The sequence below is a fragment of the Streptomyces hazeniae genome (assembly GCF_031845485.1).
Lineage (GTDB): Bacteria > Actinomycetota > Actinomycetes > Streptomycetales > Streptomycetaceae > Streptomyces > Streptomyces hazeniae.
This window is the reverse complement of the sequence record NZ_JAVREQ010000002.1, coordinates 253,546-269,265: the sequence shown is the minus strand read 5'-3', so window position 1 is coordinate 269,265 and position 15,720 is coordinate 253,546. Positions and strand designations below refer to the sequence as shown.

The 15,720-nt window shown below is 71.3% G+C and carries 13 protein-coding genes; 7 read left to right on the top strand and 6 right to left on the bottom strand.

Annotation, left to right across the window (positions count from 1 at the left end; translation table 11 throughout):
- Positions 1–61: 61 nt before the first annotated feature.
- The 6 genes from RM572_RS04970 (at position 62) to RM572_RS04945 (ending at position 8,670) form a co-directional block, all read left to right on the top strand.
- Complete coding sequence (locus tag RM572_RS04970; protein WP_311672025.1) at positions 62–757, top strand: spermidine synthase family protein; 696 nt, start codon at positions 62–64, stop codon at positions 755–757.
- Positions 758–839: 82 nt separating this feature from the next.
- Entirely contained in the window at positions 840–1,616 is a 777-nt protein-coding gene (locus RM572_RS04965; protein ID WP_136182432.1) for a response regulator transcription factor, read from the top strand.
- A 17-nt stretch (positions 1,617–1,633) separates the two neighbouring features.
- Positions 1,634–2,737: an ATP-binding protein gene (locus tag RM572_RS04960; protein ID WP_311672090.1), complete on the top strand. Its 1,104-nt coding sequence runs from the start codon at positions 1,634–1,636 to the stop codon at positions 2,735–2,737.
- Positions 2,738–3,131: 394 nt separating this feature from the next.
- Entirely contained in the window at positions 3,132–6,989 is a 3,858-nt protein-coding gene (locus RM572_RS04955; RefSeq protein ID WP_394813523.1) for a multifunctional oxoglutarate decarboxylase/oxoglutarate dehydrogenase thiamine pyrophosphate-binding subunit/dihydrolipoyllysine-residue succinyltransferase subunit, read from the top strand.
- 91 nt (positions 6,990–7,080) lie between these two features.
- Positions 7,081–8,043 (top strand): zinc-binding dehydrogenase, encoded by a 963-nt coding sequence (locus RM572_RS04950; protein ID WP_311672024.1) that lies wholly within the window; start codon positions 7,081–7,083, stop codon positions 8,041–8,043.
- Between the two features lie 39 nt (positions 8,044–8,082).
- Entirely contained in the window at positions 8,083–8,670 is a 588-nt protein-coding gene (locus RM572_RS04945) for a GNAT family N-acetyltransferase (RefSeq protein WP_311672023.1), read from the top strand.
- 19 nt (positions 8,671–8,689) lie between these two features.
- On the opposite strand, the gene RM572_RS04940 is transcribed toward RM572_RS04945, so the two are convergent.
- From RM572_RS04940 to RM572_RS04915, 6 genes are all read right to left on the bottom strand, one after another.
- Positions 8,690–9,724: a PadR family transcriptional regulator gene (locus tag RM572_RS04940; protein ID WP_311672022.1), complete on the bottom strand. Its 1,035-nt coding sequence runs from the start codon at positions 9,722–9,724 to the stop codon at positions 8,690–8,692.
- Between the two features lies 1 nt (position 9,725).
- Entirely contained in the window at positions 9,726–10,577 is an 852-nt protein-coding gene (locus tag RM572_RS04935) for a DUF4097 family beta strand repeat-containing protein (protein WP_311672021.1), read from the bottom strand.
- A 125-nt stretch (positions 10,578–10,702) separates the two neighbouring features.
- On the bottom strand, positions 10,703–10,885 hold the full coding sequence (locus RM572_RS04930) for a DUF6104 family protein (RefSeq protein ID WP_136182439.1): 183 nt from the start codon (positions 10,883–10,885) through the stop codon (positions 10,703–10,705).
- A 135-nt stretch (positions 10,886–11,020) separates the two neighbouring features.
- On the bottom strand, positions 11,021–11,773 hold the full coding sequence (locus RM572_RS04925) for an amino acid ABC transporter ATP-binding protein (RefSeq protein ID WP_311672089.1): 753 nt from the start codon (positions 11,771–11,773) through the stop codon (positions 11,021–11,023).
- A 65-nt stretch (positions 11,774–11,838) separates the two neighbouring features.
- Entirely contained in the window at positions 11,839–12,834 is a 996-nt protein-coding gene (locus RM572_RS04920; protein ID WP_394813522.1) for an amino acid ABC transporter permease, read from the bottom strand.
- Between the two features lie 96 nt (positions 12,835–12,930).
- On the bottom strand, positions 12,931–13,881 hold the full coding sequence (locus tag RM572_RS04915; RefSeq protein ID WP_311672020.1) for an ABC transporter substrate-binding protein: 951 nt from the start codon (positions 13,879–13,881) through the stop codon (positions 12,931–12,933).
- 472 nt (positions 13,882–14,353) lie between these two features.
- Between RM572_RS04915 and RM572_RS04910 the strand changes: the two genes are divergently transcribed.
- Positions 14,354–15,550: an NAD(P)-dependent malic enzyme gene (locus RM572_RS04910; protein ID WP_311672019.1), complete on the top strand. Its 1,197-nt coding sequence runs from the start codon at positions 14,354–14,356 to the stop codon at positions 15,548–15,550.
- The last annotated feature ends 170 nt before the right edge of the window (positions 15,551–15,720 follow it).

Sequence of the window (15,720 nt, the reverse complement as noted above, 5' to 3'; positions counted from 1 at the left end):
GGCGGCCCGACGTCCGGAAAAGCGGGCCACCCCGGGGGCAGGTGTCCGCGAGGATGGGGCCATGAGCCTCACCCACAGCCCCCTGCCGCCGGAGCCCGTCGTCCTGGACCGCCGCGAGGGGCCGTACGGCGAAGTGGTGCTGCGCCGGCACGGCGAGGTGCTGCAGATCATCGCCAACGGCTGCTTCCTGATGGACACCTCCGACGGCCGCTCCGAACGCAGGCTGGTGCGCGCCGCACTCGCCGCGCTGGACGACAGGCAGCGGCCGACGCTCCTCATCGGCGGCCTCGGCGTCGGCTTCTCCCTCGCCGAGGCCGCTGCCGGGCCGCGCTGGGGCGGCATCACCGTCGTCGAACGCGAACAGGCGGTCATCGACTGGCACACGGGCCGGAACGCACCGCTCGGCCCGCTCTCCGCCGCCGCGCGCGCCGACGCCCGCACCCGGGTCGTCACCGCGGACCTGACGGCGCACCTGCGCGGCACCGGCGACCGGTACGACGCGCTCTGCCTGGACATCGACAACGGCCCGGACTGGACCGTCACCGACGGCAACGACGCGTTGTACTCCCCCGCCGGGCTCGCCGCCTGCCGGGCCCGGCTGACGCCGGGCGGCGTGCTCGCCGTCTGGTCCGCCAGGCCGTCCGCGACTTTCGAAGAAAGGTTGCGAAAATCCGGATTCGCACAGGTCCGCACCGATGAGGTAGCCGTCGTCCGAGGCGTCCCCGACGTGGTGCACGTCGCAACCAATCCCTCGTAGCCGCAGGCCGTACGGGGCCCGTACGCTGCTGTCCAGCACACAGACATCACAAGCCAACGGGGCTAGGCACTGGGCGGGCCGAATGGACCAGAAGAACACTCCACAGACGCACGGCGGCGGCAGCTCTCCGGCGACCACTCCCGGCGCCCAGCGCCGCATCCTGGTCGTCGAGGACGATCCGACGATCGTCGACGCGATCGCCATGCGCCTCCGCGCCGAGGGTTTCCAGGTACAGACCGCGGGCGACGGGCCCGCGGCCGTCGACACGGCCGAGGCGTGGCAGCCGGACCTGCTGATCCTCGACGTGATGCTGCCGGGCTTCGACGGCCTGGAGGTCTGCCGCCGCGTGCAGGCGCAGCGTCCGGTGCCGGTGATGATGCTCACCGCGCGGGACGACGAGACCGACATGCTGGTCGGGCTGGGCGTCGGCGCCGACGACTACATGACCAAGCCGTTCTCCATGCGTGAGCTGGCCGCCCGGGTGCACGTCCTGCTGCGCCGGGTCGAGCGGGCCACGCTCGCCGCGCACACCCCGCGCAGCGGCACCCTGCGACTCGGCGAGCTGGAGGTCGACCACGCCCAGCGGCGGGTACGGGTGAGCGGCGAGGACGTACACCTCACGCCCACCGAGTTCGACCTGCTGGTGTGCCTGGCCCACTCGCCGCGCGCGGTGCTCTCCCGGGAGCAGCTGCTGGCCGAGGTGTGGGACTGGGCGGACGCCTCCGGCACCCGGACCGTGGACAGCCACATCAAGGCGCTGCGCCGGAAGATCGGCGCCGAGCGGATCCGCACGGTGCACGGCGTGGGGTACGCGCTGGAGACGCCCGCGCCGGCCGCCCCGGCGGCCGACGGCTCCTGACCGTGGCGACGGGGGGGCTGCGCACGGCCGTACGCGGGGCCTGGAACCGCGCCTGGCGGCGCATCTGGGCGGGGCTGCGCCCGATCGACCCCTACCGTTCGGTCAAGGCGGCGCTCGGCTGGCTGGTGATCGTCTCGGTGGCGATCACCACGCTGCTGGTGGTGTTCGCCATCAACTCGGCGACCGAGCTGCGGGTGATCACCATCCTGTCGATCATCGTCTCGCTGTTCATCACCCAGTTCGTGGCGCAGACGCTGACCAGGCCGCTGGACGAGATGACGCACGCCGCGCGCGCCATGGCGCGCGGCGACTACGGACGCCGGGTGCGCGGCGGCCGCCGGGACGAGTTCGGCGAGCTGGCCGAGACCTTCAACCGGATGGCCGCCGACCTGGAGGCCGTGGACCAGCACCGCAAGGAGCTGGTGGCGAACGTGTCGCACGAGCTGCGCACGCCGATCGCGGCGCTGCGGGCCGTGCTGGAGAACGTGGTCGACGGCGTCTCGGAGGCCGATCCGGAGACGATGCGGACGGCGCTCGCCCAGACCCAGCGGCTGGGCCGGCTGGTCGACCAGCTGCTGGACCTGTCGCGGCTGGACAGCGGCGCCGTGCCGCTGCACGCGTACCGGTTCGAGGTGTGGCCGTACCTGGCGGGCGTGCTCAAGGAGTCGAACATGAGCAAGCGGCAGGGGCACGCGCGCAACGACGTGCACCTGCACCTGGACGTCTCGCCGCCGGAGCTGACGGCCTACGCCGACCAGGAGCGGCTGCACCAGGTCGTCGTCAACCTGATCGACAACGCGGTCAAGCACAGCCCGCCCCTGGGCCGGGTCACCGTGCGGGCGCGCGGCGGCGGGCGGCCGGACAGCCTGGAGATCGAGGTGCAGGACGAGGGCCCGGGCATCCCGGAGACCGAACGCCTGCGGGTCTTCGAACGCTTCAACCGGGCGAACGCCTCCGGGGGCGGCCCCCAGGGCGGCGGGACGGACGGCGGCACGGGTCTGGGCCTGGCCATCGCCCGCTGGGCGGTGGACCTGCACGGCGGGTGGATCAGGGTGGCCGAATCCCCCCGCGGCTGCCGCATCCGCGTCACCCTCCCGGGTCCGCGACCGGCGACGGATTGACGCACGGGGTCCTCGTCCGCCGCCCGGACGGGGCCCGCGCACGGTCCGGGCCCGCCGGGAGGAGGCATCGGACAGCCACGGACGGCGGGCCCGTTGCCGCTGGGTGCATCGCAGGTCACCGTGGGTGCGGGCGCGCGCACCGGGGTCCCCTGCGGCCGTCGTGGGTTGTTACGGTCGCTCCCGAGCGCGCACCGGGACGCCCGGAGGGGGTCCGCGGTTCCCTCGCCGACCCGAAACCAGGTGTGTTTCCCGCCATTTCCCCGGCCGAAACCAGGTTTCCGGTGTGACGTACACGACGACGGGCGCGTGCGGACTGCACTCACCCGCCCAAGAGGCGTAGCCTTTGTTTCCGCTGTCCACCACCTTTAGGAAGCGGAAGAGGGCGGTTGCCGCCGTGTCGTCACAGTCCCCCGAAACCTCGAGCGTCTCGACCCAGCCGGACGGAGGCGGGAAGTCACCCGTCGCCTTCGGCGCCAACGAGTGGCTCGTCGACGAGATCTACCAGCAGTACCTCCAGGACCCGAACTCGGTAGACCGAGCCTGGTGGGACTTCTTCGCGGATTACAAGCCCGGGCCGGCGGGCGCCGCCACCCGGGACAAGGGCGCGCAGGGGGGCGAGAGCGCCACGGGAGCAGGGCTGAGCCCGGCCGAGGCCGGCGGCCCCACCGCGCAGGTCCAGGCCGCCCCGCCGGCCCAGAAGACCGCACCCACCGAGCCGGCGCAGGCGGCGCCGGCGCAGCCCGCACCGGCGCAGCCCGCACCGGCCGCGCCACCGCAGTCCGCGAAGCCGGCCGCCGCGGAGGCGGCCCCCGCGAAGCCCGCGAGCAAGCCCGCCGCGACGTCCGCGCCCCCCAAGCCGTCCGGCGAGGAGGCGGAGGCGCCCGCGGGCCCGGAGTACGTCACGCTGCGCGGCCCGTCCGCCGCCGTGGCGAAGAACATGAACGCCTCGCTGGAGCTGCCCACGGCCACGTCCGTGCGCGCCATCCCGGTGAAGCTGCTCATCGACAACCGCATCGTCATCAACAACCACCTCAAGCGCGCCCGCGGCGGCAAGGTGTCCTTCACGCACCTCATCGGCTACGCCATGGTGCAGGCGCTGAAGGCGATGCCCTCGATGAACCACTCCTTCACCGAGAAGGACGGCAAGCCCACCCTGGTCAAGCCGGACCACGTGAACCTGGGCCTGGCCATCGACCTGGTGAAGCCGAACGGCGACCGGCAGCTGGTCGTCGCGGGCATCAAGAAGGCGGAGACGCTCACCTTCTTCGAGTTCTGGCAGGCGTACGAGGACATCGTCCGCCGCGCCCGCAACAACAAGCTGACGATGGAGGACTTCACCGGGGTCACCGCGTCGCTGACCAACCCCGGCGGCATCGGCACCGTGCACTCCGTGCCCCGCCTGATGCCCGGCCAGGGCCTGATCGTCGGTGTCGGCGCGATGGAGTACCCGGCCGAGTTCCAGGGCACCTCGCAGGACACGCTCAACAAGCTGGGCGTCTCCAAGGTCATGACCCTGACCTCCACCTACGACCACCGGGTGATCCAGGGCGCGGCCTCCGGCGAGTTCCTGCGGATCATGCACCAGCTGCTGCTCGGCGAGAACGACTTCTACGACGAGATCTTCGAAGCGCTGCGCATCCCGTACGAGCCGGTGCGCTGGAACCAGGACATCGACGTCTCCCACGACGACGACGTCACCAAGGCCGCGCGCGTCTTCGACCTGATCCACTCCTACCGGGTGCGCGGCCACGTCATGGCCGACACCGACCCGCTGGAGTACAAGCAGCGCAAGCACCCCGACCTGGACATCACCGAGCACGGCCTCACCCTGTGGGACCTGGAGCGGGAGTTCGCGGTCGGCGGCTTCGCCGGCCGCACCATGGCCAGGCTGCGCGACATCCTCGGCGTGCTGCGCGACTCGTACTGCCGCACCACCGGCATCGAGTACATGCACATCCAGTCGCCGAAGGAACGCAAGTGGATCCAGGACCGCGTCGAGCGGCCGCACTCCTCGCCGGAGCGTGAGGAGCAGCTGCGGATCCTGCGCCGGCTCAACGCCGCCGAGGCGTTCGAGACGTTCCTGCAGACCAAGTACGTCGGCCAGAAGCGGTTCTCGCTGGAGGGCGGCGAGTCCGTCATCCCGCTGCTCGACGCGGTGATCGACGCCGCCGCCGAGTCGCGGCTGGACGAGGCCGTCATCGGCATGGCCCACCGCGGCCGGCTGAACGTGCTGGCCAACGTCGTCGGCAAGTCCTACGCGCAGATCTTCCGGGAGTTCGAGGGCAACCTCGACCCGAAGTCGATGCACGGCTCCGGCGACGTGAAGTACCACCTCGGCGCCGAGGGCACCTTCACCGGTCTGGACGGCGAGCAGATCAAGGTCTCGCTCACCGCCAACCCCTCCCACCTGGAGGCCGTCGACCCGGTCGTCGAGGGTGTCGCGCGCGCCAAGCAGGACATCATCGGCAAGGGCGGCACCGACTTCACCGTGCTCCCGATCCAGGTGCACGGCGACGCGGCGTTCGCCGGCCAGGGCGTCGTCGCCGAGACGCTGAACATGTCGCAGCTGCGCGGCTACCGCACCGGCGGCACCGTGCACGTCATCATCAACAACCAGGTCGGCTTCACCGCCGCCCCGGAGTCCGCGCGCTCGTCGATGTACTGCACCGACGTGGCACGGATGATCGAGGCGCCGATCTTCCACGTCAACGGGGACGACCCGGAGGCCGTGGTCCGCGTGGCCCGGCTGGCGTTCGAGTACCGGCAGGCGTTCAACAAGGACGTCGTGATCGACCTCATCTGCTACCGCCGCCGCGGCCACAACGAGACCGACAACCCGTCGTTCACGCAGCCGCTGATGTACAACCTGATCGACAAGAAGCGCTCGGTGCGCAAGCTGTACACCGAGTCCCTGATCGGCCGGGGCGACATCACGATGGAAGAGGCGGAGCAGGCGCTCCAGGACTTCCAGGGCCAGCTGGAGAAGGTCTTCACCGAGGTCCGCGAGGCCACCACGCACCCGGCTCCCGCCGAGGTGCCGCACCCCCAGGCCGAGTTCCCGGTGCACATCGACACCGGGATCACGCAGGAGGTCGTCAAGCGGATCGCCGAGTCGCAGGTCAACATCCCCGACCGGGTCAAGGTCCACTCGCGGCTGATGCCGCAGCTCCAGCGACGCGCCTCGCAGATCGAAGAGGGCAAGATCGACTGGGCGACCGGCGAGGCGCTGGCCGTGGGCTCGCTGCTGATGGAGGGCACCCCTGTCCGGCTCGCCGGCCAGGACTCCCGCCGCGGCACCTTCGGCCAGCGGCACGCGGTGCTCCTCGACCAGAACTCGGGCGACGACTTCACCCCGCTGCTGTACCTCTCCGACGAGCAGGCCCGCTACAACGTCTACGACTCGCTGCTCAGCGAGTACGCGGCAATGGGCTTCGAGTACGGTTACTCGCTCGCCCGCCCCGAGGCGCTGGTGATGTGGGAGGCGCAGTTCGGCGACTTCGTCAACGGCGCGCAGACCGTGGTGGACGAGTTCATCTCCTCCGCCGAGCAGAAGTGGGGCCAGACCTCCGGCGTCACGCTGCTCCTGCCGCACGGCTACGAGGGGCAGGGGCCGGACCACTCGTCGGCCCGCATCGAGCGCTTCCTCCAGCTCTGCGCGCAGAACAACATGACGGTCGCGATGCCGACCCTGCCGTCGAACTACTTCCACCTGCTGCGCTGGCAGGTGCACAACCCGCACCACAAGCCGCTGATCATCTTCACCCCGAAGTCGATGCTGCGGCTCAAGGCGGCGACCTCGAAGGCGGAGGAGTTCACCGGCGGCGGCTTCCGCCCGGTCATCGGCGACGACACGGTGCGTCCCGGCGACGTCCGCAAGGTCGTCTTCTGCTCCGGCAAGGTCTTCTACGACCTGGACGCCGAGCGGCAGAAGCGCGGCGTCACGGACACCGCGCTGATCCGCATCGAGCGGCTCTACCCGCTGCCCGGCAAGGAGATCCAGGACGCGCTGGCGCCGTACACCAAGGCGCAGAAGTTCGTCTGGGCCCAGGAGGAGCCGGCCAACCAGGGCGCCTGGCCGTTCATCGCGCTGAACCTGGTCGACCACCTCGACCTGATCATCGGCGCGGCGCCGGACAACGCGGACCGGCTGCGCCGTGTCTCCCGCCCGTCCTCGTCCTCCCCCGCCGTCGGCTCCGGCAAGCGGCACCAGGAGGAGCAGAAGGCGCTCGTGGACGAGGTGTACGACCTCTGACGCGTCCACCATCCGGTACAGCCGGGTGATGTACGTCGCTTAGCGGGGCGGAGGCTGTCGGCCTCCGCCCCGCGGCGCTAGCGTACGGATCATGTTTGCTGCCTACGCCGCGCGGATCGACAGGGACCAGCCGCTGAGCGGACTGGAGCTGGGGGAACGGCCCGAGCCGGAGGCGCCTCCGGGCTGGACCACGATCGACGTGCGCGCCGCCTCCCTCAACCACCACGACCTGTGGTCGCTGCGCGGCGTCGGGCTGGGCGAGGAGATGCTGCCGATGATCCTCGGCTGCGACGCGGCGGGCACCGACGCCGACGGCAACGAGGTCGTCGTCCACTCCGTGATCGGCGCGACCGGACACGGCGTCGGGCCGCACGAGAAGCGTTCGCTGCTCACCGAGCGCTACCAGGGCGCGTTCGCCGAACGGGTCGCCGTGCCGCAGTGGAACGTGCTGCCGAAGCCGAAGGAGCTGTCCTTCGAGGAGGCCGCCTGCCTGCCGACGGCGTGGCTCACCGCCTACCGGATGCTGTTCACCAACGCGAACGTACGGCCGGGCGACAGCGTGCTGGTGCAGGGCGCGGGCGGCGGCGTCGCCACCGCCGCGATCGTGCTCGGCGCGGCGGCCGGCCTGCGGGTCTTCGCCACCAGCCGCGACGAGACAAAGCGCCGACGGGCCGTGGAACTGGGCGCGGAGGGCGCGTTCGAGAGCGGCACGCGGCTGCCGCACCGCGTCGACGCGGTGATCGAAACCGTCGGCGCCGCGACCTGGTCGCACTCCGTCAAGTCCCTGAAGCCGGGCGGCACGCTGGTCATCTCCGGCGCGACGAGCGGGCCGAACCCCGAGGCGGCGGAACTGAACCGCATCTTCTTCCTGGAGCTGAAGGTCGTCGGCTCCACCATGGGCAGCAAGGAGGAACTGGACTCGCTGCTCAAGTTCTGCGCAGCGAAGGGCGTACGGCCCGTCATCGATTCCACCCTGCCCCTTGACCGCGCCCGCGAAGGATTCGAGAAGATGGCCGACGGCGATCTCTTCGGGAAGATCGTCCTGACCGTCTGACGGACCGACCGTCCGACCGACCTTCAAGGGGGAGCCGCCGTGGCGGACCTGGGCATACGCGCCGCCACGGGGGCGGACCGCGACGCGATCGCGGCACTGCTGCACGAGGTGTTCCGGGACGACCCGGTGAGCCGGTGGGTCTTCCCCGACGACGCGCACCGCGAAGAGGCGCATCCGCGCCTCTTCGGCGCCTTCCTCGACCACGGCATGGAACACGGCACCGTCCACCTCACGGCGGACGGCGCCGGCGCGGCCGTGTGGTTCGCCGTCGCCGGAGGGGAGCTGCGCGGCGGCGACGACCTGGGGGCGCGGCTGGAGAAGGTCGACTCCGACCGGCTGCCCGTCCTCGGCGAACTCACCGAGTCCGTCCACCCGGTGGACCGCGACCACGCCTACCTCCAGGCCATCGCGGTCGCCGCCGACCGCCAGAGCCGCGGGGTGGGCTCCGCCCTGCTGGCGCCCGTCCTCGCGCAGTGCGACCGCGACGGTCTCCCGGCCTACCTCGAGGCCAGCAGCGACCGCAGCCGCGGCCTCTACGAACGCCACGGCTTCACGGTGCTGGACCGCATCGTCCGCCTCCCCGACGGCCCGCCCATGTACCCCATGTGGCGCGAACCCACGACCTGACGCCCGCGCCGCGCGCGCGTCAGGTGGAGGCGCCGCGGAGCAGGGCGACCACGTGGGCGGCCGTGGTGCCGAGGTGGTGGCGGGCGTCGCGGAGCTGGTCGGGGGTGACGCCGTGGTCGCGGGCGGCGTCACGGACGTCGTCGCGGAGGCGGTCCAGCAGCCTTTCCAGGTCGCGGGCGGGGTCGGAGGACGACGGCTCTTCCGCCGCCCAGCCGGGCAGGTCCGCCTCCGGCGGCACCGGCGGCGGCACGGGCCCGCCGGGCGGGGGCGGCGGCGAGGGCGGCGCGTGAGGGCCGGGCGGGGGCGGGGGCCCGCCGGGCGGAGGCGACTGCGGCGGCGCGGTGAAGCGGCCGAGGTCGCCGATGTGACGGCTGAGTTCGGAGAGGCCGGACTGCACCGCGCCCTGCCAGTCCCCCGCCTTGGCCTGGTCGCGAACCCGGTCCTGGACCCGGCCGGCGATGCGCCGCATCTCCGCCATCGCCTCGGCGTGCGCCTCGCGCTCCTTGCACGCCTGGTGGCGGGCCTTGCGCGCGTCCTCCTGGGCGCGCTGCGCCTGCGCCTTCCACTCGCGCTTGACGCGCTGCATCTCCTCCTTGGCCTGGCGCCAGGCGTCCGCGTCCCCGCCGTGCGATCCGCGCGGCGCGCCGCGCGGGGCGTCCGTGCCTCCGCCGGTGCCGCGTGCCTGCTCCCGCATCTCGCGCCGCAGGTCGCGGGCGGAGCCGCTGACGTCCTCGCGGATGTCCGCGGCGAGCGAGGCGAGGGACTCGCGGATCTCCAGTTCCAGTTCGGCGATCTCGGCCTGCCGGTCGGCGAGTTCGGCCCGTCCGGCGTCGGTGAGGGAGTAGGTCTTGCGGCCGCCCTCGGTGCTGTGGGTGACGAGGCCCTCGGCCTCGAGCTTGGCGAGCCGGGGGTAGACCGTGCCCGCCGAGGGGGCGTAGAGGCCCTGGAAGCGTTCCTCCAGGAGACGGATCACCTCGTAGCCGTGCCGGGGGGACTCGTCCAGGAGCCGCAGCAGGTAGAGGCGCAGACGCCCGTGGGCGAAGACGGGAGGCATGTCAGACGTCCTTCCTGAGGTCGTACGCCGCGCCCGCGCCGACCGCGTCCTCCTGCGGCGGGCGGCGGAGCAGCGCGACGGTGCCGGAGACCGTCTTGACGCGAAGGCGTCCGGCTCCGGTGCCGAGCGTGCCGGTCAGGCTCTGGGCACCCCAGTGACCGGCGACGCGCAGGGCGTCGAAGGCGCTGGAGAGCGCGCCGCCCGCCGTGCCGGCCTGGACGACGGCGTCGGTCGTGTCCGGCAGGCGTACGGCGACCTCGCCGGAGACGGTGGCCAGGGCGATGTCCGGGCGCCCGGCGGTGTGGGCGAGGTCGAGGATCATGTCGCCGCTGACGGTGTCGGCCCGTACGGAGGAGCCGTCGCCGTCGATGACGGTCAGGTGGCCGGCAACGGATTTCAGGCAGAGGGGGCCGCGCAGTGCCTGCGCCTCCACGGCGCCGGAGACGGTGTCGGCGCGGACCTCGCCGCCCAGCCCCACCAGCGTGCAGCCGCCGGACACCCCGCGGACCGTCGTACCGCCGTGGACGCCGGAGACGACGGCGGTGGCGCCGACCACGCCCAGGTGGAGGCGGGTTCCGGCGGGCACCGAGACGGTGACCACGGCCGACCGCTCCCAGCCCTTGCGGTCCAGCAGCTTGAGGAAGCCCTTCCACGGGAGGTCGTCGTAGGCGACGACGATGCGGTCGCCTTCGCGGCGGACCTCCAGCGGCGGGCCGTGGATCTCGGCGATCTCGACCCGCGCGCCGGGCTCGTCGGTACCGACGACGTTCACGGCGCCGTTGACGATGCGGACGTCGAGTGCGGCGACGGGGTCGTCGAACTCCAGCTGCTGCGGTCGTGAGACTTCCGGCACGGGACACCCCCTGGGTAGGCGGAGGACGACATATCGCGTCTCTCCTCAAACACGATATGTCGTGTCGCGTCGCGAGGCAAGAAGCCCTCGCCCCCGGGCCGGCCTCGGGCGCCCCTACCCGGCGGCTACGCGTCCTCCTCCTCGTCGTCGAGACGGGCCAGCCACGTCGCGAGGCGTTCGACGGGGACCTCGAAGTCCGGGTTCAGGTCGACGAACGTGCGCAGCTGCTCGGAGAGCCACTCGAAGGTGACCTCCTCCTCGCCACGCCGCTTCTCCAGCTCCTCGATGCCGCGGTCGGTGAAGTACACGGTGACTCCCAGGTCGGACGGGGGACGACTGCCCCCAGCGTAGGGCGGGCACGGAACGGCCCCGCCGCCCGGTGAGGGCGACGGGGCCGGTGCGCGTGCGGGCGACGGGGCTGGGCCGCGGTGCGGACCGCGGGTTCAGAGGACCTTCGACAGGAAGGACTTGGTCCGCTCGTGCTGCGGGTTGGTGAGCACGTCCCGCGGGTGCCCGGACTCGACGACCACGCCGTCGTCCATGAACACCAGCGAGTCGCCGACCTGCTTGGCGAAGCCCATCTCGTGCGTGACGACGATCATCGTCATGCCGGATTCGGCGAGGTCCCGCATCACGTCCAGGACCTCGCCGACCAGCTCCGGGTCGAGCGCCGAGGTCGGCTCGTCGAAGAGCATCAGCTTCGGGTCCATGGCCAGCGCGCGGGCGATGGCGACGCGCTGCTGCTGACCGCCGGAGAGCTGCGACGGGTACTGCTTGGTCTTGTCGGACAGCCCGACCCGGTCCAGCAGCTGCATCGCCCGCTCGCGGGCCTCCGCCTTGGAGGTGCCCCGGACCTGGACCGGCGCCTCCATCACGTTCTCCACCGCGGTCATGTGCGGGAAGAGGTTGAAGCGCTGGAACACCATGCCGATGTCCTTGCGCTGCTCGGCGACCTCGCGCTCCTTGAGCTCGTAGATCTTGTCGCCGCGCTGGCGGTACCCCACCAGCCGGCCGTCCACGTAGAGGCGACCGGCGTTGATCTTCTCCAGGTGGTTGATGCAGCGCAGGAAGGTGGACTTGCCGGAGCCGGACGGACCGACCAGGCAGAAGACCTCGCGCGGCTGCACCTCCAGGTCGATGCCCTTCAGCACCAGGTTGTGACCGAAGGCCTTGTGCACGGCCTCGGCACGGACCATCGGCCCGCCGGAGGCGCCGGCCGGGGTGTTCGAGGCCCCGCTGGACGCGGCGTTCGACGTGTTCTTCATCGGATCTCCCCCGATCCCGTCCCGTGCCGGAACGTGGTGAGGTTCTTCCACACCCGCTGCATCGGCGTGTCCGGCATCTGCCGCGAGGTGCCGCGGGAGTAGTGCCGTTCGATGTAGTACTGGAAGATGCTGAAGATCGTGGTGAGGACGAGGTACCAGACCGTCGCGACGATCAGCGCCTCCATCACCGCCAGCGTGCGGGAGCCGAAGTTGCGGCTGGCGAGGAACAGCTCGTTGTAGCCGATCGCATAGGCCAGCGACGAGGTCTTCAGCATGTTGATGAACTCGTTGCCGGTCGGCGGGATGATCACGCGCATGGCCTGCGGCAGCACGACGCGCCGCATCGTCTTGGTGCCGCGCATGCCGAGCGCGTGGGCCGCCTCGGTCTGGCCGTGGTCGACCGACTGGATGCCGGCCCGGCTGATCTCCGCCATGTACGCCGCCTCGTTGAGGCCCAGGCCCAGCAGGGCGGCCATGAACGGCGTCATGAAGTCGTTCATCTCGTCCTGGTAGATCGGCCCCAGGTTGATCGTCTCGAAGATGATCGAGAGGTTGAACCACAGGAAGATCTGGACGAGGACGGGCGTGCCGCGGAAGAACCAGATGTAGACCCAGGCGACGTACGACAGGACCTTGTTCTCCGACATGCGCATCACCGCGAGCAGCATGCCCAGGACCACGCCCAGGATCATGGCGAACACGGTGATCTTCAGGGTCTCCCAGGCGCCCTTGACGAACGTCTCGTCGTCGAGCATGTCGCCGACGACGCCCCAGTTGATCTGGGCCTGGGCGAACGCCAGGACGAGCAGGCCGAGCAGGGTGAGGACGGCGGCGGCGCCGACCCAGCGGCCGTAGTGCTTGACGGGAATGGCCTTGATGGCCTCCGGCGGGACCTTGCCGGTGGTCATGGCCCCGGGGCCGTTCGGGCGGGTGCCCCCCTTGCGCAGGGAGCCGCCGCCCGCGGCCTTTCCGGGCTCTTCGGGTTCAGACACGGATGGTTACCTTCGGGATCAGAAAGCGGGTGGTGCGGGCGCCGGGGGCGCGGCGGCGGCCGTCCTGCGGCCCGCCGTCGCGCCCCCGGCTGCGGCTCACTTGCCGGCGTTGATCGTCGCCTCGTCCAGTGCGCCGTTGGTCACGTCCCACTTCTTCATGACCTTCTCGTACTCGCCGTTCTCCATGATCCGGTTCATGGCGGACTGGATGGCGTCGCGGAGCTCGGTGTTCTTCTTGCTCACCGCGATGCCGTACGGGGCGGCGTCGATCTGGCCGCCGGCGACCTCGAACTGCTCGCCGTTGCCGAAGGTCTTCGCGTTGTACGCGGCCACCGGGAAGTCGGTGACGACGACGTCCGCGCGGCCGTTCTGGAGCTGCGTGATCGAGTCGGTGTCCTTGTCCGCGAAGAACGGGTCGATCTTCTCGTCGCACTTCTTGTTCTGCGTGCGGACCAGGGCCTCGTTCGCGGTGCCGCGCTGGGCGGCGACCGTCTTGCCGCAGAGGTCGTCCAGGTTCTGGACGTTCTCCGGGTTGCCCTTCTCGACCAGGAAGGAGGAGCCGGCCTTGAAGTAGTTCACGAAGTCGGCGCCGCCCTCGGCGTCGTCGCTCACACCCTCCTGGCGCTCCTTGGTGTCGGTGACGGCCGACATGACGACGTCGTAGCGGCCCGAGTTCATGCCCAGGATCAGCTGGTCGAAGGTGCCGTTCTGGAACTGGAAGTCGACGCCCAGTGCCTTGCTCATGGCCTTCGCCAGGTCCGGGTCGATGCCGGCGGGCTCGCCGTTCTCGTCCACGAACTCCACCGGCGCGTAGGCGATGTCCGAGCCGACCTTGATGGTCCCGGCCTTCTGGATCTTCTGCGGCAGCTCGTCGTACAGGGGGGCTTCCGCGTCGGCGGTCTTCTTGCCGCCGCCGTCCCCGTCCCCGCCCCCGTCCGTCTGGTCCCCGCAGCCGGTGAGCAGCAGTGCTCCGGCGACCGCGATGGCTCCTGCCGCCCCGATCCGGGATCGGAAGGCCGGGGAACGTCGGGTGGTGCGAACGGTCATGGCCAGGTCCTCCTGCGAGTGAGGGTGTCGCCGGCGCGCGCACTCGTCGTCGAATGTCACGGTCCGGCCACGTCTGATGGGGGGAATCTTGCCACCCGGAGTAGTCATCCCAGGGGCCCGACGATGTCAAAATCGGATAACGGATAGTCGACTCCGGATACAGGGCACCCGAAAGGCGCTATGGCACTCACCCGCGGCGCAGGTGTGCGGACCACGTGTCAGCGGCGTGTCTACGGCGTGAGAGGTTCCTCACCCACCGTAGAAAGAGGTTCGTCGGCACGCACCTCCGTCGGGTAGAAAGGACGATTACACCCCTCACCCGGGGACCAGGGCGCGTGTGCGGCGTGCCCGGCGTCCGTGTCTCCCCCAGGCGGCGGTTACCCGCAGGCCCGGTCACGGACGTGGTGCCCGCCCGCCCCTCACCCGGGAGCGGCCACCCTCAGCAGTTATACGGAAACAAGGGGTCCACACAGTGGCAGCGGAGATCGTCAATCCCAAGGACGGGCTGGACGAGGACATGATCGACCCGGCATTCGCGCTCCATCGCGGCGGAAAGATGGCGGTGCAGGCGACGGTGCCGGTGCGGGACGCGGACGACCTGTCCCTCGCCTACACGCCGGGCGTCGCCAAGGTCTGCAGCGCCATCGCGGAACAGCCGGAGCTGGTGCACGACTACACGTGGCGCTCCCAGGTGGTCGCCGTCGTGACCGACGGCAGCGCGGTCCTCGGTCTCGGCGACATCGGCCCGGCCGCCTCGCTCCCCGTGATGGAGGGCAAGGCGATCCTGTTCAAGCAGTTCGGCGGCGTGGACGCGGTGCCGATCGCGCTCGACTGCCGCGAGGTCGACGAACTCGTGGAGACCGTCGCCCGGCTCGCGCCGTCCTTCGGCGGCATCAACCTCGAGGACATCTCCGCGCCCCGCTGCTTCGAGATCGAGGAGCAGCTGAAGAAGCGCCTCGACATCCCCGTCTTCCACGACGACCAGCACGGCACCGCGATCGTCACGCTCGCCGCGCTGCGCAACGCCTCGCGGCTGGCCGGCAGGACCCTGGGCGACCTGCGCGTGGTGATCTCCGGCGCCGGCGCGGCCGGCGTCGCCATCGCCAAGATCCTGGTCGAGGCCGGCATCGGCGACGTCGCGGTCTGCGACCGCAAGGGCGTCGTCTCCCGCGACCGCGAGGACCTCAACTCCGCCAAGCGCGACCTGGCGGGCTTCACCAACAAGGCGGGGCTCGTCGGCTCCCTGGAGAGCGCGCTGGACGGCGCGGACGTCTTCATCGGCGTCAGCGGCGGCACGGTGCCGGAGGAGGCCGTCGCCACGATGGCCGACGGCGCGTTCATCTTCGCCATGGCCAACCCGAACCCGGAGATTCACCCGGACGTCGCCCGCAAATACGCCTCCGTGGTGGCCACCGGGCGCAGCGACTACCCCAACCAGATCAACAACGTGCTCGCCTTCCCCGGCGTCTTCGCCGGGGCGCTCCAGGTGCGCGCGTCCGAGATCACCGAGGGGATGAAGATCGCGGCGGCGGAGGCGCTGGCCGCGGTCGTCGCGGACGAACTGAGCGCGGAGCGGGTGATTCCGTCGCCGTTCGACGAGCGGGTCGCCCCCGCGGTGACCTCGGCGGTCGCCGCGGCCGCCCGCGCGGAGGGCGTGGCCCGCGCGTAGCCCTGCGGGGCTCAGCCGACGGAGGGGGTGACCGCACCGGGTGCGGTCACCCCCTCCGGCCGTGCCTGGGTGGGGTCGGCCCTGGTGCGGGGCGGTGGTCGTGGGCGGTGGCCGTGCGGTTCACCTGACGGGTGGGTGGCGGGGTCACAGCAGTCACATCCGCCTCACCG